This is a genomic window from Corallococcus sp. BB11-1 (assembly GCF_026626625.1).
Lineage (GTDB): Bacteria > Myxococcota > Myxococcia > Myxococcales > Myxococcaceae > Corallococcus > Corallococcus soli.
In genome coordinates this window covers 121,278-139,119 of sequence record NZ_JAPNJY010000022.1, presented here as the reverse complement: position 1 = coordinate 139,119, position 17,842 = coordinate 121,278, and the positions used below count along the sequence as shown (strand labels likewise).

Sequence of the window (17,842 nt, the reverse complement as noted above, 5' to 3'; positions counted from 1 at the left end):
TGGTTGCCATAGCCCTGCGCGAAGGGGGCCCGTTGCGAGCCCCCGCCGCGCTTCTCTGAGGACAACAAGAATGGTGGAAGACTTCTCCGAAATGCGCGGGGACGGGGGACGTGTTGTCTCTCGTACCCAGGACTCCGGCGTGGGGGCCGCGCCGTCCGCGCCTGTGCGCAACGCGAGCGCGTCCACGGCCAAGCGGACGCTGCGCGTGCGAGTGGATGCCGGGCTGCGGCTCGCGGCGGGCGACGTGCCGCCCAAGGTGCTGGAGGGCCTCTGCCAGGGTGCTCTCTCTGCCCAACCCCGCGTATTGGAAGCTGGTACGGCTGCGCAAGCGCCCGGGGGCGGAGCCTCAGACGCTGTACTTCTTCCGCCAGCAGGAGCGGGAGCTGGTGCTGCCGCGCGGGGCCATTCACCTGCTTGCGCCGGGCCTGCGGACGAGGCGGGCCTGACGCTGTCCTTCGAGGACGCACGGGTGCTGCCGCCCAAGCGCCTGCCGAAGCTTCCGGAGGTGTCGCTGCGCGACTACCAGGCCGAGGCGGTGGAGCGGCTGGCGAAGGCCACCCAGGGGACCGGCGGTGCTGCCCATGCGGGGCAGGTAAGAGCGTCCTGGCCGTGGGGGCCATTGCCCGCCTGCGTACGCCGACGCTCATCCTCGTCCACACCTTGGACTTTGGCGGAGCAGTGGCGAGAGCACATCCGCGAGCGCCTGGGCCTGGTGGCCGGCCTCGTGGGCGCCGGGGAAGAGGAGGTGCGGCCCGTCACCGTCGCCGTCGTCCAGTCCCTCTCTCGATGGGACGAGGCGAAGCTCGACGCCTTCCTCCATCACTTCGGTCTGCTCGTCCTCGACGAGGCCCACCACATTGCCGCCAGCGCCTTCCATCGAATCGTGGATCGCTGCCCGGCGCGCTACCGGCTGGGCCTGACGGCGACGCCCGAACGGGAGGACGGGCTGACGCCTCTCCTGCGCTTCTACCTGGGCGCGCCTCTGGCCGTGGTGAAGCACGAGGACCTCGTCGCGCGCGGAGTGCTGGTGGTGCCGGAGGTGCGCGCCGTGGAGACGGCCTTCGACTACCCGTACTGCCGCGCTGCGGACTACGCGCCCATGCTGGAGGCGCTGGCGGAGGACAAGGCGCGCAATGACCTCGTCCTCGGCGCCGTGGCGCGCGAAGCGTGGGCAGGCCACCTGTGCCTTGTCCTCACGGGGCGTGTGGACCACTGCGAGCTGCTGGCGCAGCGGCTATCGGCCACGGGCCTGTCGGCCGCCGCGTTGACGAGCGAAGTGCCGCGCGAGGTGCGCAAGGCACTCCTGGACCAGGCTCGCGCCGGGCGCGTCCGTGTCCTGGTGGCCACCAGCCTGGCGGATGAGGGGCTCGACTTGCCGCGCCTCTCTCGCGTCTTCCTGGCGTACCCCGGCCGCGCGCGTGGACGCACCGTCCAGCGTCTCGGACGCCTCATGCGTCCCCACCCGGAGAAGAAGAGCGCCGTCCTCATCGACTTCGTCGACGGGAAGGTGCCGCTCTTGCGGCGCCACCATGCGGAGCGCCGCCAGCAGTACGCCACGGTGCTGGGAGTGACGGCCAACGCCGACGTGCATTGAACCACCACAGGGAGTGAGCACCTTCGATGACGACACCTTCTGACACCACTCCAGACCCCGACGCCATCCGCGCCACCTGGCGGTGGCTGGCGCACGCACAGCACGGCGTAAGCGAAGTCCGCGTCATCCGCCCAGGCGGCGGGGGCATCGTCGGCCTGGGCTTCTTCGACGACGAGGAGGCCTTCGTCGCGGCCTGCGCGGCGGCCAATGCCGATGGCAACGTGTACGTGGGCATTCAGCCGCGGCCTCGGCGCCTGCTGGAGCTCGCCCCCAACGTCCTGCGCTCCTTGCGGACTGGGGCGGGGAGCAAGGACATCGAGGTCGTGACGGCCACGGTGGTGGACCTGGACCCCGTGCGTCCCAAGGACACGGCCAGCACCGAGGACGAGCTCTCGCTGACGCTCCAGGTGGCGGAAGCCGCCGCGGCTTGGTGCGAAGCGCAGGGGCTTGTCCGCCCGCGGCTGATGATGAGCGGCAACGGGGCGCAGCTGTGGTTCGCCCTGCCGCCGCAGTCCCTGGAGGGCGATCGCCACGAGCGCGTGCAGGCGGGCCTGAAGGCCTTCGAGGCCGAGGTGCGCGCCCGCTTCCAGTCCGAGCGCGTGCACGTGGACTCCATCCACGACGTGGCGCGCATCATCAAGGTGGTGGGCACCGTCAGCCGGAAGGGTGCGGGGACAGCGGAGCGGCCTCACCGAGCAGCTCGGGCGCTGACCGGCTTCGAGCGCGTTGAGGACGGAGGCCTTCAGGCCCGCCTGCTGGAAGCGCCGGTGCAGCCGCCGGTGGCGAACCAGGCGCATCCAGCCCAGGTGGCGCTGCCGCTAGCGCCCTCCGCCTCGGCGCCGCAGGGGACGATGAAGGCCCGCCGGACGGAGACTGGGGAGTATGACTGGGCGCGCCCGGTGGAGATGTGTGGCCCGGTGCAGCGCCTGTGGGAGCAAGGCGCGGAGGACCGGAGCGTCGCCATCTTCAACATGGTGCGCTTCTTCGTGCACAAGGGGCTGGGCCTCGACGAAATCACGGAACTCGTCCTCGAGTACGACAGGCGCGGCTTGGGGAAGCTGAAGGGCCGGGACGGCGCCGGCTACATCCGCAAGGCCTACGAGAAGGTAGTGGCCACGGCCCGCGAGGATGGCGCCGTGGCGCCGCCCTGCCACTCCCTCCAGGGCATGGGCTTCTGCCGCGTCAACCGCGAGCCGGACGTGCGCTGCGAGCTGTACGACGTCGTCTTCGACATCGAGGCGGCTGTGGAGCGCCTGGCCACGGTGCCGGCCCAGGACGTGGAGTACCGCCTCAAGCCTATCCTGGAGGCCATCGCCCACCGGCCACCGTCCGCGCAGGAGAAGTACCTGGGTCTGCTGGAGGTTCGCACCGGCCTGACCGCCCAGAAGCTCCGGCTGACCATGGCCCGCGCCGTGCGTACCCAGGCCGCAGGAGAGGGCGCGGACACCAAGGGAGGAGGGAAGAGCAAGCAGCGGTGACGACACCATCGACGGCGAGGTGTACGAGGACGCGTACTGCTACTACACGGTGACGCAGCGGGGTGAGGCGAAGGCCATTTCCTCCTTCACCTTCACGCCGACGGCCCTCGTGGAAACCGAGGAGGGGGAGGTTTTCCTCGGGGATGTCCGCACGGACAAGGGAGCCGAGGTGGAAGGAGCGCGGCTGCCGCGGCGGGCCTTCAACTCGCGCAAGGAGCTGCTGCACCACCTGCCCTCCGTCCATACGCAGTGGACGGGCAGCGACAATAACGTGCAGGGCCTGCTGCGCGCGGTGGCGCGGCGAGCGGTGCCGAGGCTGCCGGGCACCACCACGCTGGGCGACTTCAAGCGGGGGGCGCACCACGTATGGGTGGCGCCCGGGTGCACCATCGGGAAGGAGGGCTTCCTCGCGGCCTCCCCCGTGGCGTACCTTGCCGAATGGGACGACGCTCGAATCGCGCATCCGCTACGAGGCCGCGGACGACGACGCCTTCCATGACGTGGCGAGCACGGTTTTCGAGTACCTGCTCAAAATCAATACGCCTCAGGTGGTGCTGCCCATTCTGGGGATGGTTCTTCGCTACGCCAATGAAGCCGCGCCTTCATGGAGAAGGTGGGTTCCTTCCCGCTTCTCTTCCCTTATGGGACGCAAGGCAGTGGCAAGTCGAGCACGTGCACCGAAGTCTTCTGGCCCCTCTTCGGCGTGCCTTCCTCGGATGCCTTCAGCGTGACGGAGACGGAAGTTCGCCCTGGTGAAGTTGCTGTCCGCCACGCGCTCGGTGCCGGTGGTGGTGGACGAGTACAAGCCCGGTGACATGCCGCTGCCCCGTCTCCACCTGGTGCACCGCTACATGCGGCGCCTCTACCGAGGAGAGACGGAGGAGCGGGGGCGCCCGGACTTGTCGGTGGTGAGCTACCGGCTGCAGGCGCCGCTGTGTATTTGCGGAGAGACGCGTCCGACGGAGGCGGCCCTCGTGGAGCGCCTCCTGCCCGTCAACCCGGAGAAGGCGACGGTGCAGCGCCGCGACTGCCGGGCGGCCTTTCGTAAGCTGACGTCCGTCAACCTCGCCCTCTTCGCCCCTCGCTACATTCAATTCTGCCTGGGGCGGGACTTCGAGGCGGACTACCGCGTCGTCCCGCTGCCGTGGCGGAAGTCCTCCTTGAGAAGAGGGACGCGCCTCCGCGTGTAGCGGACAACGTGACGGCCATGCTGTTGGGCATCCACCTCTTCGAGGAGTTCGCCAAGGAGTGCGGCTATGCGTTGCCCGAGGACTTGGGGGCCCGCGAAGGCCGTGGACGCGGTGCTGAAGGACGTCCTCGAGGAAGAGACGGGCGTCCGCAATGCACTGGATGCCTTCATCCAAATGCTGGGTGTCATGGCAATCCAAGGGCGAATTGAAGCACCGCGTCCACTATGCCTTCGACGAGGGGCGCCTGTGCCTCCATCCTGGAATCCGCCTACGACGCCTACCGCGCGCACTGCAAGCGCATCGACTATCGAGGGGAGTTGGTGGACACGAAGGCACTGCGACGCCTCATTCATGAGAATCACCGCGCCGGAGAGTATGTGCCTCTCGCCCAGTGAGCGCGTCTGCTTTGCCGGCAAGGCCCTGCGCCGGTGCGCCCTCGTGATTGATGTCTCAAAGGCCCCATTCATCTCCGCGGAGGACTTCCCGCATGCTGAAGACGCAAGCCGCGGGTGGCGTTGGCGTGGCCATGACGAAGGCAGCGCTGAGGAGGTGGCTTCGTGACGGGTGTGGATGGGAAGCCCGGGCCTCCGGCAGATGCGACTGATGTGCCTCACCACCAGCTCCGGCGCCACGAGGCCGCGGTGGATGTCCTCGCCGATGCCCTCTGGGAGTTGTGGTTGCGTCGGCGGGCACAGCCACAACGACAGCCGCCCGCGTGGGGGGCGGAGGAGGGCGCGCATGGCTGAGTCGCAGACTCTCGACTTGTCTTCTTTTGGGGACAGAGCGTCCATGGCTTTCGCCCGAGGGCGTGCTGCCCCGGACGAAGGAGAAACCACCATGGCGAAGAAGGCGACTGCGCGGGCCGCGCGCAAGGAGCTGGCGGACGTGCCACAGCAACTGGCCGCGCTGGCCAGCATGTCGGTGCCGGACTTGGCGGAGAAGTACCTGGAGGTGTACGGAGAGCCCACGCGCAGCCGCAACCGGGACTACCTGAAGAAGCGCCTGGCCTTCCGGATCCAGGAGCTGGCCGAAGGGGGGCTCTCCACGCGCGCCGTCGCACGCATCTCGGAGTTGGGCGACAAGCTGCCCGAGCGCTGGAGGATGCGGCAGGTGGAGGAGACGAAGCCCCACCGCTTCGCCTCCTCCAGCCGCTGCGGACGGGCGCGCAGCCGCTGTGGATGGGCGCGACGCGCGCCTACCGCCGCCGGGCACGGTGCTGACGCGTGTCTTCAAGGGCACGCAGCACCGGGTGACGGTGCGCGAGGGCGGAATTGAATACGAAGGCCAGCTTCACCGCAGCCTTTCCAGCGTGGCGAAGCTGATTACGGGCACGGCCTGGAACGGCTTCTCCTTCTTCGGACTCAAGGCCGGCGGCTCGAAGGAGGTGACGCCATGAGCGGCCCCGCCTTCTTCCAGACGCACATGGGACAGCGCTTTTACGAGGGGACGATGCCGCAGCTCGTCCGCGAGCTGACGCGCCTCAACAACAACCTGGAGCGGCTGGTGGCCGTCGCGGAGCAGCTCTCCGGGCCGAAGCAGTCTTCGAGCGTCGAATCGGTGCCGCCGCCGACGACAGAGGGGGCGGAGGGACTATGAGGAAGAGCAAGTCGCCTGCCCTCGGACGCGAAGCGCTGCGCCAGTCTACACAGCGCAAGTCCACGGCGGCGGGCCTGGAGATGGAATTTCAACTCGCTGGACGCCCAGCGCGAGTCCTGTGTCTCCTACGTGCAGCGACAGCCCGGCTGGGTGTTGGTGGATGAGAGCTACGACTGACTGGCGGCTTCACCGGCGCGAACATGGAGCGGCCCGCCTTCCAGCGACTTGATGCAGGACGTGGACTGCGGGCCGGGTGGACGTGGTGGTGGTGTACAAGGTGGACCGCCTCTCCCGCAGCCTCCTCGACTTCGCGAAAGTCATGGAGCGCTTCAACGCGGCGGGCTGCCTCCTTCGTCTCGGTGACGCAGAACTTCATCACCGCAGGACGCCGATGGGGCGGCTGACGTTGAACATGCTGATGAGCTTCGCCGAGTTCGAGCGCGAGATGATTTCCGAGCGCACGCGGGACAAGGTGGCTGCCGCGCGCCGCAAGGGGAAGTGGACGGGAGGGCGCGCGCCGCTGGGCTACGACGTGAAGGACAAGCGCCTCGTGGTGAATGAGTACGAGGCGGTGGTGGTGCGGGAGGCCTTCGAGCTGTACCTCCAGCACCAGCAGGCCTCGGTGGTGTCGCGCCTCCTCAACGAGACGGGGCGTAGGACGAAGCGGTACGAGGCCCAGAGCGGTGCCACGCGCGCGGCACGGAAGTGGACGACACAGGATGTGCTGCGCCTCTTGAGGAGCCCCCTGTACGCGGGCTTCGTTCCCTACGGAGACGAGACGCACCCAGGCGAGCACCCGGCCATTGTGGACAGGAGCACCTTCCAGCGGGTGCAGGACATGCTGGAGGGCCGAGGCCCCGGCCTCCAGTACCACGGGCGCAACCCCGACTACGTGCTGCGGGGACTCTTGCGGTGTGGCCTGTGCGGCGAGGCGATGACGCCCGGCTCCACTCGCAAGGGCACGCGCGAGTACCGCTACTACCGCTGCGTGACCCGGGACAAAAAGGGGAAGGAGGGGTGCCGGGCCTCTCCCATTCCGGCAGCCGCCTTGGAGGACTTCGTCGTCGCTCGGCTGCGGGAAGTCTCGGTAGGTGAGGGCTTTGCGGCACAGGTACACGCCCGCCTCACGGCGCGGCTGGAGGAGAAGCACAAGGCCCTGCGCGCCGAGCGCGCGCAGCTCCCGAAGGACTTGGCCAAGCGCGCCGGGGAGTCCGCGAAGTGGGTGGACTCCCTCTCGAAGCTGGAGGGCCCAGCCCGGCGCATCGTCGAGGAGAAGCTGACGGCTGCGGAAGAGGAGTTCGCCGGCATGAAGAAGCGGCTGGCGGAGGTGGAGCGCGCCCTGGATGCCATGGAGGGGGAGAAGCTGGAGGCGGCGTGGGTGGCCCGGGCCCTGGCGGACTTCGACGCGGTATGGGACGCCCTCACGGCCGCCAACCGGGGGCGCCTGCTGCAGGCCCTCGTCGGCCGGGTCGTGGTGGACGAGGAGACGGATCGCGTGGATGTGCACCTTGCCCATGCCGGTGAACCCGCGACGCCCGGGCGCAAGGAGGTGGCGGCGTGAGCGCGAGCCCCGAGTCTTGGCCGACGGAGGCTGGCCTCATCAGCGCGCAGTTCCACCGCGTACGTCGGGCGAAGGTGCGCTTCCGAGAGGGGGCGCGCCCCCCGCCGAGAGAGGTGGCGCGCCGGCCAGCGCACGTCGCGCGAATGCTGGCCCTGGCGCACCATGTGGAAGCAACCATTGAGCGAGGGGTGGTGGCGAGCGCAGCGGACGTCGCCTGCCAGTTGGGCTTCACTCGGGCGCGCGTGACGCACCTGCTGGACTTGCAATTGCTGGCGCCGGACATCCAGGAGGAGGTGCTGTTCCTCGAGGCCGTGGATGGAGAGGAGCCCCTCAGCGAGAGAGGACTTCGGGCCATTGCTCACGCGGGGACGTGGGAAGCGCAGCGCGAGCGCTGGCGTGAGGTGAAGGCTTCATTCTGAGGCGGAAGTCCGAGTACCTGGACTCCTTGGTGTAGCGTGGGTGCAAGAGGCTGACTGTTGTCGTGTTGAAGAATACGCGGGCCAGCCAGCCCGCGAGGAAAGCGAGCGAGAGCACATGCAGAACGACATGATGAGTGCCATTCGGGCCGTGGTGGCGGAGGAAGTAGGGAAGACGATGGGCCGGCAGGTGGAGCTGCTGGAGAAGATCGCTCAGTTCCTGGGCATCGAGCCTGGCCCGGCTCCTGCGGCGTCCGCGCCGAAGCGCACACCCGTGCCTCCTCCCGCGTCGAAGCGCCCGCCCGCACCCGCCACCGCCCCGAAGCGCCCGTCCTCGGTACCCGTGCGGAAGTGGGTGAAGCCGGAGGCCGCGTCCGAAGCCCACGCGGGCTGAGCCCGCGCCCCAGAAGAGCCGCGGACGTCCGCGCGCAGCGGGGACGCACTAGCGACGGCCGCGGCCCCCAGCTCCAGTCCCGGCCCCGAGACGTCGGTCTCGTATGAGTTGGGACAAGAGGTGCGTTACAAGGCAGGGGCGGGGCAGCTTCTCGGCGAAGGTGAAGTCCATCGACGCGAAGGCGAAGACGGTGACGGTGGAGCGCGTCTCCGACGGCAAGCAGGTGGTGCGCCCCTTCGACAAGGTGACGCCAGCCTGAATCTGGGCCGCGAAGCGCCCTCGCTGGAGGGCGCTCCTGCGGCAAGCAGTAGGAGTGCGAGAGCGCTGCCTCCGCCCTGGCATGCCGCTGCGGAAGGCGCTCCGCATTCGTCGCTACGGTTCGTCGGTCATCTCGTCGAGTTGCCCCTGGGCGAGGGCGCGGTGGTGGGGCACGACTTCAACGGCGAGCACGTCCCACATCTCTTGGCGGGCGCTGTCGAAGTCCCCTTCTGCTCGTGCTGGTACGTCCGGCTCAACGCATCCATGAGCCTGTGGGAGCCTTCTCGGATACGCCGAGACGCCTCGCGCAAGAGGCCCAGCGCGCCCGACTTCGTGGCGAACGTCTCCTCGGCTTCGTTTCGTGATGTCAGCTTCTACGTGAGGGCCAAGCGCTCTCCTGCGTACGGGGGCAGTGGGCCAGTGAGCGAATCGGGCTCCAGTCAACGGTTTCACTCGTGAGCCCCGGCTTATCGGGGAGCATGGCTGGGGCCCTTCGTACCCAGGAGGGGAGATGGTGCGTTGGCGGGCCATGAATCGGGGTGCTGCTGTCTAGCCTGCGGGGGCAGTGGCTTCACAGAGGCGCGAGGTCATGTTACTTCGCAGGTGAAGTCAATTTGACCAATTTGCGGTTGAGTGGGTAGCTCGGCTGCGAAGGGGCGTGTCCATGAGGCCGCGCCCTCTTCCTTGAGGAGGAGTCACAGCCATGACGAAGCATCCGGACGAGGTGACGACGGAAGAGGGGCCGACCCTGCGTGCCAACCCTCCCGACACGTGCTGACGCGCACTTCCTCTTCGAGGTGGGAGGTGTGCGCTATGAGGTGGTGCGCGAGTTGGAGGTACGGCCGAATCGCGAGAGGCTGCTGCGGGCTCAGCGGCGTGCCGCGGACGGCACGTTGTCGGGCCCCTGCCTGGTCCGCCAACTCGCCAGCCCTGCCTCGTACATGGCTCGCAAGCGGCTCGCGGAGGAAGTGGAGTTGGCCTTCTGCCTCGACCACCCCAACATCGCCCAAGTCTTCCACGTGGAGGTGGACGAGGTGGAGGACGTCCCCTACGTCATCATGCAGTACGTGGACGGCCCCTCGCTGGAGACGCTGGTGTGCGCGGCGGTGGTGCGGGGCCAGCCCCTCTCGGAGGGCTTTGGCCTGTACGTGGGGACGGAGGTGGCGGACGCGCTGCACTACGCGCACACGCTGACGTCGGGGAAGGGCGTGCCCCTAGGCATCGTCCACCGGGACGTGAGCCCCCGGCACATTGCCTTGGGACGCCATGGGGAGGTGAAGGTGCTGGACTTCGGCTCCGCGTACTCACTGCTGGTGGGGCGGGAGGAGTCGCCGGAGAGTCTGCTGAGAGGCGACGTGGCGTACGCCAGTCCGGAGTACCTGCGCAAGGTGGGGCTGACGCCGCGCTCCGACGTCTTCAGCCTGGGCGTGCTGCTGGTGGAAGTCATGACAGGCAACCACCTCTTCGAGGTGCACGACGTCCCGCCCGTGCCGGCGAAGGAGAGCAGTCAGCGGACGGAGACTCCCCCCACGCTGCCGTTGCAGCAGATGCAGGCCCTCATGGAGACGTTCAGTCCGGAGGTTGTCGAGAAGGCGGTGGCCACCCTCTCGGACGACGTCAAAGCCGTGCTGCACAAGGCCCTGCGCCTTGACCCCGAGGAGCGCTTCGCGACGGCGGGGGACATGCGCGATGCCCTGCGCGGCGTGGCCCTGTCGCGGCCCACGGGGCAATACGGGCGCGCGGAGGCCGCCAGGGAGGCGGCCCTCGTAGTGTCCGCGGGCGGGCAGATGCGCGACAAGGTGGAGTTCGGCGAGGGCGGCCTCTACCCGGAGGGGTTGGACGCGCACGAGTTGGTTGCCCTGAAGAAGGAGTAGGCCGTCCTGCTTTCGCGTGGCTCGAAATGGCCGGCACCTCGCCACGAGGTGGAGCGCCTTTTGGCGAGGAAGAAGCGCCTGGAGGAGTGGCTCGCCGAGGTGAATGAAGCGCTTCGGAAGTGTGGCGCGGCGTCCCCGGGCCCCTCGGCCTGCCGGCGAGGGCGCCCGTCGGTGCCGAGGACTGCCCGACCTGTTCGCGCTCGGGACGCCAACGCGTCGGCCGTATGCAACCTGGTGTTGGAGAGGAGGGCGCGCGAGCCGTTCGGCGGCGCCGCCTCCCCAGGGAGCTGCCTCAGCGAGCCAACTCGGTGGCGACGTGGACGAGGGCGTCCAACTTCCCTGCGTCGAGCTTCCGAGCGACGAAGATGAGCCGGCGCAAGGTGGCGTCGTCCTCCGGCCGAGCCCGAGCCTCGCTGTCGGTGGACTCGGTGAGTCCCAGCAGGTCCTCCGGGGAAACCATCAACGCGATGCACATGCGGTACAGCGTCGAGACGCTGGGCATCATGTGCCCGCGCTCCACGCGACTGTAGACGGCGGCGGCCAGCCCCACGCGCTCCGCGACTTGAACCTGCGTCAGGCTCATCTGCTCCCGGGCGAGGCGGGCGACGGAGCCGATTTGGGTTGCGAGTTCTTCATTCATAAGGTGCAGGGGAGTATACCCGGTGGCTGTTTGTCGGGGTGGGGTCGCTCCATCAGCGAACGCCAGAAAGAAGCTGAACGAGGGCGAGCGCCTGGCGCGTGTCCAACCGGTGCACGTGCCGTCGCAGGGCATCCTTGGTGGTGGCGGCGATATCCGGCGATAGGAGGGTGGGGTAACCCAGCAACTCGTTGGGCGTGGCGCCGAGGGCGGCGCACAGCCGGTACAGCGTCGCGACGCTGGGGAGCATGAGTCCTCTTTCAAGCCGGCTGTAGGCGTTGCGGGAGATGGCGACGACTTTGGCCACCTCCGCCTGCTTCAGGCCTGCACGAAGGCGTGCCGCGCGCAGGGTCTCTCCGATGATGGCGGGTAAGGGTCGGAGGGAAGCCTTCGGAGGGACGGCGGCGTGGACGTCAGGAGGAAGATGCATTCCGCGCAAACAATACCTTAAACGCACATGGGCTTCACCTGTTGGGTATTGCCGAGTACCTCTCCCGTGGCCGGTACTCACGTGTGGGAGAAGAGTCACGCGATTCCCCTGGGCTTCTGGTAGCGTGGGCCGGCGCCGGGGAGGGAGTGGCATGCGCGTGGCGGTAGTCCTGCTGTCCGACGGAGTCTCCAGGAGGACGTCGCCATGAGGGAGGACTGCCCCCCGGCCGTGCTGTCCCCCGGGGACGTGGTGAAGGGCTACACGGTGGTGAGGCAACTGGACCGAGGTGGCTTCGGCACCGTGTACCTCGCGACGAACGACGGGCAGCCCTGCGCGCTGAAGCTCGTTGAGCGGCAGCGCGTGGAGGGGCGGGCAGAGAGGGAAGTCGCCATTCTCTTGAGCTTGAAGCACCCCAACGTGGTGGGGATTCGCGGCTTCTCCTACTGGCAAGCCGGGGAGCGCGAGTTCGCCCTCATCGCCATGGAGTACGTGGAGGGGCGGAAGCTGAGCACGTGGGTGAAGGAGGAAAACCCCTCGGCCCGGCAAGTGGCGAAGGTGACGCTCGACATGGCGCGGGCGCTGGCGGCGTCGCATAAGGCGGGGGTGGTGCACCGGGACGTGAAGGACGCCAACGTCATGGTGCGCGCCGCGAACGAGCGGGCGGTGCTGGTGGACTACGGAATCGGCGACTACAAGGGCGCCCCCGGCGTCACCCAGTCCATGCTCCCGCCCGGAACGATGGAGTACCGGCCTCCCGAGGCTTGGCGCTTCATGAGGAAGCACCTGGGCCAGGCGGGCGCCCGCTACGTGTCGGCTCCCTCGGACGACATGTGGGCTCTGGGCGTTGTCCTCTACCGCCTCCTTACGGCGAGGTGGCCCTTCGATGTATCGACGGACGCGGACTACGTCGAGGGCGTCATGGGCAAGGCGCCCGTGCCTCCCCACCTCGCCAACCGCTTCGTCCCGGAGCGGCTGGGCCTGCTGTGCATGCGGCTGCTGGAGAAGGAGCCTGCGGCGCGCCCCAGTGCGCAGGCAGTCTGCGAGGCCCTGGAGGAGATGCTGGCCGAGGCGGAAGGGGAGGCGTGGGAGGTTCCCTTATGCGACACGTATGGCCCGCACTCGGCTACCACCGAGAACGAGGGCGGGGGCGAGGCGAAGCACCTCGCGCGCAACAAGCTCGCCCGGTGGGTGAAAGTCCCCTTGCGCCAGATGCGCCGTGGCAAGGCGCCTGGGCCGGAGCTGCCGGAGATTCCCGGCGAAGGCCCGCCCGCGGAGTTGCTTCCCCAGGCAGCTCCGATGGCTGCTGCCTCGCCGCCTGTCGAAGCGGAGCGGCTGGGCTCGGAGCTGGAGGAGGGGCTGGGCGCCGCAGAGGTTGCGGCGGAATCCGCGCTGGCGTCCCCCTTCGTCGAGGTGAGGCGGCGCTCGTTCCTCTCGCGACTCAGGATGGGGCGCGTGCTGGGGGTGGGGCTGCTGGCCGTCGCCCTGGCGGCAGGGGCGCTTCTCTCGCAACGGACACCTCCGCCACCGGGGGCTCAAGCCCCCTTCGCCCCTGGCCAAGAAGTAGCGGCATATGCAAAGAAACCTCAAGCTGCCCGAGCCGCAGCTCCCACCGGGCCGGAGGCAACACCTGCGGCCGTCGCGCCTCCCGCGACGCTTCCCGAGGTGACTGCCGCCGTGACGACACCCCCAAGTGACACCCCTTCCTCCCCGCCAGTGCCTGCCAAGAAGGCTACGAGGAACGTCCGCACTGCCCTGGCGACGATGGCCCTCTGCGGCGCGCTTGGCTGCACGGGCCCGCAGGTGCGCTCGCCGCCTGAGCCCGAGCCGTGCCCGGTAGGCGCCATTAACGGCATGAAGATGCTGGGCATGAAAATTGGGGACGAGGAGGGTGCGAGCTTCGTCAGGGGGGAAGAAAAAGTCGTAACGGTGAGGGAAGGTGCTGCACAGGTCATTATGGGGTCGGACTACGCCACGCTGTCTGGGCGACTCATTGTTGCCGACCGCGTCTATGTCCGACTGACTCGGGCGCGCTCGAGCAAGGGAAGCTTCCCCGTGTGCTTGGAGGTGTTGGACAGCTCAGGAAATCGCGGACTGGAAATCAAGCCCGGCGGAGGGGACTCTGGACAGGCTCGCGTATTCTCCGCCATTACGGTCAAGGCAGTGAGTGAGTTTGAATAAGATGTCGCTGTTTGGCAGGCGCTCGTGAGTCGGCAGGGGTCTCGAGGCTGGCTTGGTCCAGGAGAAACGTCGCGTGCATCATTCAGTGTCTGCCGGTCTGGTTTTCCTCCTCTTTGCAGGCGAGGGGATGGCTCTGGCGCAGTCGCCCTCAGCTACTGCGGGGCTGCGCGTTCGCCGAATCGAGCTGGTCTCGGAGGATGCTCAACCGGCGGCTGAAGTGGCGGTGAGCCCAGGGCTCTCGACGGTGTTCCTCTTTGATTCGGAGGTGAGTCGTGAGGGGCTGATACTCGAGGGCCGCGAGCGCTTCGCGATGCTGGACGCTGGCTTCAGTACCTTGCGTCTGGTCCCTTCAGAGAAGATCTCCCCTGGAGACCGGCTCAAATTGACAGTGCGCTTTCAGGATGGAGCGGCGCCGACAAGTGCGACGTTTATCCTGGTCGCACATCCCGCGCGGTCGGAGGCGCAGGTCGAAGTCTATCGACGCAAGAGGGGTGTCGAGACATACCAGGAGGAGGTTCGGCAGTCGCGTATCGAGGCTGAGCAGTGCAGAGAAGAGAATGAGCGCCTGCGGGCGGAGCGAAGTGCTCCTGATGGGTTGACGGGGCTTATCTCGACATCAGTTCTCGACAAGCGCGGAGTTGAACCCCGGGACCTGACCGAGGTTGCCACCCAGGTGCCAGGAGGGGCGGCAGCCAAACACCAAGTCTATGCATATCGTGCAGCCCGCAGGATGGCTGTAGAGATCAGTTTTAAATCAGGCGCGGACGCCCAACCGTGGACAGCAGCGGGTGCGACGCTCAGGGGCAAGGCAAACGAGGAACTGCAGGTCCTCCAAGTGTGGCAATCCGGCCCCTTGGCCCCCGGCTCGACGACCCAGCGCGTGGTGGTAGAGGCTGAGTCTGCATCCGAATCCACTCAAGGGAGTTTCACACTCAAGCTCTGGGATGCGGACGGGCGCCGCACCGTCACGCTAGGAAACATCACTTTCCCCTGATTCGGTGATGGTTGCCGTCATGTTGTGTCTTGTTTTCTGGTTTAATTTTGCGATCCGGGTGGTGTACCGCGGTAGAAGCTGAGGAGTCCCAAGTGCGCGTCGGCATTCGTGTATGGCTGCCCTTCCTCCGCGCCCGCCGGTACATGCAGTCCCGCCAATCGCTGCTGGACTACTCGCTCACGCAGTTTTTCCATGAGGCGGAGCGGTACCGGCCATGATTGGGTGATCGCCTCTCTGGTCGCCCAGCCGGAGGGGCCGTAGTCTGGATTTTCCCACGGCGAATCGCCGGTGTTCGTGGGCAGGAAGCGGCGCTTGTCCTTCATGGAATCCAACAGTCCCGAGTCGTAACGTGGCGGGCATCGTGAAGTCGAAGGAGCTTCGGTGATGAGGGACCTGGGAATTCGAGTGTCAGATGACGAAGACTGTCTCCGCCTTTCGTTTGAGGGGTCTTTTGATTGTAACGCGGAGATCGAACGCTCTTTGGGGCCCTTTGTTGACATTCTCGAGCAGTACGCGGGGGATTGGATGCCTCAAGTAGTCGCGGGTGGGGGCAAGCGCAAACGAAGATATTCCCGAGCTGCTCTCTGGAAAGTATATGAAGAAAGCCGCTTCTCGAAATGGGCGTCAATAGGCTTCTATCGCACTGAGTTGCCAGCGTTAGAGTTGAATCTTTCGCTTAAGTTTCCGCCATTGGAGCCCTCAATGCGGCTTTCGCTCAGTTTGCAGCCACTCTCAGGGTTCTCCGATGCTGGACGGTGCGGTCGATTCGTCGACATGGTGCGAGCCTGGGCTGAGACATACCATGCTACCAGTATCTTGGCGCACAGCATGATGGATCATCAGTTGGCGGAGCCCATCAGTTTCGGCGAAGACGGAGTCCTGAGACCGAAGTATTCGGATGACAATATTCATGAGGTCTATTGGCTCAATGTCTTCGGCAAGAAGCAGATTGAGCTTGTTGGCCGGGAGCGGCTGTTGTCTGTGCCCGGGAGCTGCGTTGAGGCGTTGCCCAACGGCTCTGTCCTGCTGGTGACGCACCCGACTGCTGCGGACTTTGGCAGTGATGCAGCCCGTGTGGCCCAGGCGCGAGCACTCGTTCATCTCAGGCCCGACCTCGAATTCGAGACAGTGATAGGCACCTTGCGAGAGCGCACATTGTCGCTGGTCCCCGTGGAACCGCGCTTCCATCCGGACGTGGAGCCACTACTCAAGCATCAGATAGAGCATGTCCCGCTCTCGGAGCGCCCGCAGAAGACTGCCGAGTTCAATGCGTACCGACCTCCTGAGCCAGCGGAATGGCTGCCAGCCAGCGCGGCCTTGTCCGCGAACGTCAGAAGGAAGGACGCTGTTCCTTCGCAGTATATGGAGCTGACTAGAGTGTTGGATGAGTTCCTCTTCTATTCAGTGAGATCCGTCTACCGAGTCACCCCGTTGTCGCTTACCGAGATTGATGTCGTTCTGTTGTCGCATGTCTCGCTCCGGCTCGGAGGGGCCAAAGATGTTGCGCATATGGTGCCTGCGGTAGGGGTGTATCTGGGGCAGGTGTTGGTGAAGAACCTCGGCGGGGAGTGGATTCTGCGAAAGCAACTTGAAGAATCGCAGGTGCGCATCGGTAACAGAGTGTGGCTGCCGTTCGTTCGCGCGCAGCGCTATCTGTCGTCTCAGCAGGCAGTGATTGATTATTCGCTAACTCAGTTTTACCGAGAGGCGGAGAGACGCCGTTCCTGAGTCGGTGTCATGCTTGACCGTTGGGGCTGCCGCAAAGGCTGTACCAGCGCCCATGTGAAGTTCGCATCCTGCCGGAGGGATTTTCCCATGCTCGTTACGGACAACTTCTCGGTCGTCTTCGTTGGCGCTGGGTGCCCAGTTGCTTCGGGTTCCACAGGCATGAATAGCTTTATCGAGGCTCTGGAGTTGAACATTGGGGATCTCCGTCCCACCACTGTCGAAGGAGTGGAGCGCTTCGAATCCAAGTGGCCCTTCTCAAGGGAGAACTTCTGGACGGCGCTAGAGCAGGTCGTTCAGACGTGGGAGCCTCGTCCAAATATCTTCTTCGAGCGCTCCTCCTCACCGCATGTGCGAATTTCGGTCAACCTCAAGGAGAACGTGGCGGGGCTCGAGGCCTGGAACATTGGCCTTGCTGTCGAACCATTCTCCCATTTCGAGGAGCCGCAGCATGAAAGCGTGCGGAGTCGGCGCGTCCTCGACTTGGTGCGCGCATGGGCTTCTTGGTATCCGGCGCACTATGGAGTGGCTCATTCTCAAGCGGATTTGGACCTAGCCCAGTCGGAGAGAACTTTCTACTCGGCCGAGACCTACGAAACCGTTCACGACATTTATTGGCTCAACATCCTGGGGCCGGAGATGGTCAGGAGACTAGGGCGAGAGCGTGTTCTATCCACGCCGGCATACCTCGTGGAGCCATTACCCCCAGGAGGTGTTCTGCTCGTTACTCGCCCCACCGTGGCGGACATTCTCTCGGAGGAGGCGCGGCTCGCCCAGGCGCGTGCGCTGGTTCACCTTCGGCCGGACCTGCATTTGGAAGAAGTCATGGCCAAACTGCGGGAACGAAGTCGTGTGCTGGCCAGGGAGGAGCGCCGCTTCGAACCGGATGTTGCTGACCTGCTTGACCGAATCGTCGAGAGTCGTCCGCTCGTTGAGCGCCCTCGGATGGTGGCTGAGTTCAATCGGTATCAGTCTCCGGATGCGGATGAGTGGCGCCCATGCGAGGCCGCTCTGTCTCCCGACGTCGAGAGTCCGGCGCGTGAGATGCTTCGCTATCGACGCGAGCTTCCTAATCGCCTGCTGGAGAAAATCAACATGACGGAGTTGGCCTTGGTGCCGGAGGCATTGGTGCGGCTTGATCTGCACTTCTGGACGGAGGCGGACGATTACGCCTTCGGGCAGCCGCATCTGGTCAGATGGCTCGTTCCGCTGACAGGTGCCTTCTTGGGGGAGGTAATGGTTCGCTCCCTTGAGGGATGCTGGGTGCCGCGAAAAAATCTCTCCGAGGCGCAGGTGCTGGTGGGGGACCGCGTTTACCTGCCCTTCGTGCGTGCTCAACGATATCTGCAGTCGCGGCAGTCGATTCTTGATTTCTCGCTCACGAAGCTTTACCGCAGCGCGGAGCGCGTCGCTGGTGCGCGAGGCATTCAGAAAAGGCAGCGCGCGAGTTCTCGCTCTCGACATTGAGCTATTCGGTTGGCTCTGGGACGGGGAGTGGCACGTCTGTCTATACTCCC

The 17,842-nt window shown here is 66.3% G+C and carries 15 protein-coding genes and 4 pseudogenes; 15 read left to right on the top strand and 4 right to left on the bottom strand.

Going from position 1 to position 17,842, the window contains the following annotated elements:
* The first annotated feature begins 278 nt into the window (after positions 1-278).
* The 10 genes and pseudogenes from OV207_RS37780 (at position 279) to OV207_RS17345 (ending at position 8,488) form a co-directional block, all read left to right on the top strand.
* Positions 279-446: a hypothetical protein gene (locus OV207_RS37780; protein WP_267556288.1), complete on the top strand. Its 168-nt coding sequence runs from the start codon at positions 279-281 to the stop codon at positions 444-446.
* A 23-nt stretch (positions 447-469) separates the two neighbouring features.
* Positions 470-1,594, top strand: a complete 1,125-nt coding sequence (locus OV207_RS17385; protein WP_267556287.1) for a DEAD/DEAH box helicase — start codon at positions 470-472, stop codon at positions 1,592-1,594.
* Between the two features lie 26 nt (positions 1,595-1,620).
* Positions 1,621-3,072, top strand: coding sequence for a hypothetical protein (locus OV207_RS17380; protein WP_267556286.1), 1,452 nt, complete (start codon positions 1,621-1,623; stop codon positions 3,070-3,072).
* Positions 3,073-3,091: 19 nt separating this feature from the next.
* Positions 3,092-3,571 (top strand): hypothetical protein, encoded by a 480-nt coding sequence (locus OV207_RS17375; protein ID WP_267556285.1) that lies wholly within the window; start codon positions 3,092-3,094, stop codon positions 3,569-3,571.
* 253 nt (positions 3,572-3,824) lie between these two features.
* A complete protein-coding gene (locus tag OV207_RS17370; protein WP_267556284.1) occupies positions 3,825-4,262 on the top strand; it encodes a hypothetical protein in 438 nt (145 codons plus the stop codon).
* An 837-nt stretch (positions 4,263-5,099) separates the two neighbouring features.
* Positions 5,100-5,658, top strand: a pseudogene (locus OV207_RS17365) (DUF2924 domain-containing protein).
* Entirely contained in the window at positions 5,655-5,858 is a 204-nt protein-coding gene (locus OV207_RS17360; RefSeq protein ID WP_267556283.1) for a hypothetical protein, read from the top strand. The pseudogene OV207_RS17365 and the gene OV207_RS17360 overlap by 4 nt, the downstream one beginning before the upstream one ends.
* Positions 5,859-6,111: 253 nt before the next feature.
* A complete protein-coding gene (locus OV207_RS17355) occupies positions 6,112-7,419 on the top strand; it encodes a recombinase family protein (protein WP_267556282.1) in 1,308 nt (435 codons plus the stop codon).
* 143 nt (positions 7,420-7,562) lie between these two features.
* The gene (locus tag OV207_RS17350) at positions 7,563-7,838 is read left to right on the top strand and encodes a hypothetical protein (RefSeq protein WP_267556281.1); all 276 of its coding nucleotides are present in this window, start codon (positions 7,563-7,565) and stop codon (positions 7,836-7,838) included.
* A gap of 115 nt (positions 7,839-7,953) precedes the next feature.
* Positions 7,954-8,488 (top strand): annotated as a pseudogene (locus tag OV207_RS17345) (PspA).
* 113 nt (positions 8,489-8,601) lie between these two features.
* Here OV207_RS17345 and OV207_RS37645 read toward each other — a convergent pair.
* Positions 8,602-8,822 (bottom strand): annotated as a pseudogene (locus OV207_RS37645) (DUF2379 family protein); the annotation flags it as partial.
* Between the two features lie 368 nt (positions 8,823-9,190).
* Here OV207_RS37645 and OV207_RS17335 point away from each other — a divergent pair.
* A pseudogene (locus tag OV207_RS17335) lies at positions 9,191-10,361 on the top strand (serine/threonine-protein kinase).
* A 292-nt stretch (positions 10,362-10,653) separates the two neighbouring features.
* Here the strand turns inward: OV207_RS17335 and OV207_RS17330 are convergent.
* Both OV207_RS17330 and OV207_RS17325 read right to left on the bottom strand, forming a co-directional pair.
* Positions 10,654-11,001 (bottom strand): helix-turn-helix domain-containing protein, encoded by a 348-nt coding sequence (locus tag OV207_RS17330; RefSeq protein ID WP_120582187.1) that lies wholly within the window; start codon positions 10,999-11,001, stop codon positions 10,654-10,656.
* A gap of 52 nt (positions 11,002-11,053) precedes the next feature.
* The gene (locus tag OV207_RS17325) at positions 11,054-11,347 is read right to left on the bottom strand and encodes a helix-turn-helix transcriptional regulator (protein WP_267556469.1); all 294 of its coding nucleotides are present in this window, start codon (positions 11,345-11,347) and stop codon (positions 11,054-11,056) included.
* Between the two features lie 285 nt (positions 11,348-11,632).
* On the opposite strand from OV207_RS17325, the gene OV207_RS17320 reads away from it, so the two are divergent.
* Both OV207_RS17320 and OV207_RS17315 read left to right on the top strand, forming a co-directional pair.
* Complete coding sequence (locus OV207_RS17320) at positions 11,633-13,606, top strand: serine/threonine protein kinase (RefSeq protein ID WP_267556279.1); 1,974 nt, start codon at positions 11,633-11,635, stop codon at positions 13,604-13,606.
* Positions 13,607-13,679: 73 nt separating this feature from the next.
* Positions 13,680-14,600 carry a DUF2381 family protein gene (locus OV207_RS17315; RefSeq protein ID WP_267556468.1) on the top strand — a complete coding sequence of 307 codons (921 nt, stop codon included), beginning with the start codon at positions 13,680-13,682 and terminating at the stop codon, positions 14,598-14,600.
* 41 nt (positions 14,601-14,641) lie between these two features.
* Here the strand turns inward: OV207_RS17315 and OV207_RS17310 are convergent, their stop codons facing one another.
* Positions 14,642-14,923, bottom strand: coding sequence for a hypothetical protein (locus tag OV207_RS17310; RefSeq protein ID WP_267556278.1), 282 nt, complete (start codon positions 14,921-14,923; stop codon positions 14,642-14,644).
* Positions 14,924-15,428: 505 nt separating this feature from the next.
* Here OV207_RS17310 and OV207_RS17305 point away from each other — a divergent pair.
* Together OV207_RS17305 and OV207_RS17300 are read left to right on the top strand one after the other, a co-directional pair.
* Positions 15,429-16,328 carry a hypothetical protein gene (locus tag OV207_RS17305; protein ID WP_324291535.1) on the top strand — a complete coding sequence of 300 codons (900 nt, stop codon included), beginning with the start codon at positions 15,429-15,431 and terminating at the stop codon, positions 16,326-16,328.
* An 87-nt stretch (positions 16,329-16,415) separates the two neighbouring features.
* The gene (locus OV207_RS17300) at positions 16,416-17,792 is read left to right on the top strand and encodes a hypothetical protein (RefSeq protein ID WP_267556276.1); all 1,377 of its coding nucleotides are present in this window, start codon (positions 16,416-16,418) and stop codon (positions 17,790-17,792) included.
* Positions 17,793-17,842: the final 50 nt, after the last annotated feature.

Coding starts and splice junctions, on each gene's coding strand:
- OV207_RS17380 (WP_267556286.1), top strand. CDS start 1,621: ATGACGACACCTTCTGACACCACTCCAGACCCCGACGCCATCCGCGCC.
- OV207_RS17310 (WP_267556278.1), bottom strand. CDS start 14,923: ATGAAGGACAAGCGCCGCTTCCTGCCCACGAACACCGGCGATTCGCCG.
- OV207_RS17320 (WP_267556279.1), top strand. CDS start 11,633: ATGAGGGAGGACTGCCCCCCGGCCGTGCTGTCCCCCGGGGACGTGGTG.
- OV207_RS17330 (WP_120582187.1), bottom strand. CDS start 11,001: ATGAATGAAGAACTCGCAACCCAAATCGGCTCCGTCGCCCGCCTCGCC.
- OV207_RS17305 (WP_324291535.1), top strand. CDS start 15,429: ATGATGGATCATCAGTTGGCGGAGCCCATCAGTTTCGGCGAAGACGGA.
- OV207_RS17350 (WP_267556281.1), top strand. CDS start 7,563: ATGCTGGCCCTGGCGCACCATGTGGAAGCAACCATTGAGCGAGGGGTG.
- OV207_RS17360 (WP_267556283.1), top strand. CDS start 5,655: ATGAGCGGCCCCGCCTTCTTCCAGACGCACATGGGACAGCGCTTTTAC.
- OV207_RS17300 (WP_267556276.1), top strand. CDS start 16,416: ATGCTCGTTACGGACAACTTCTCGGTCGTCTTCGTTGGCGCTGGGTGC.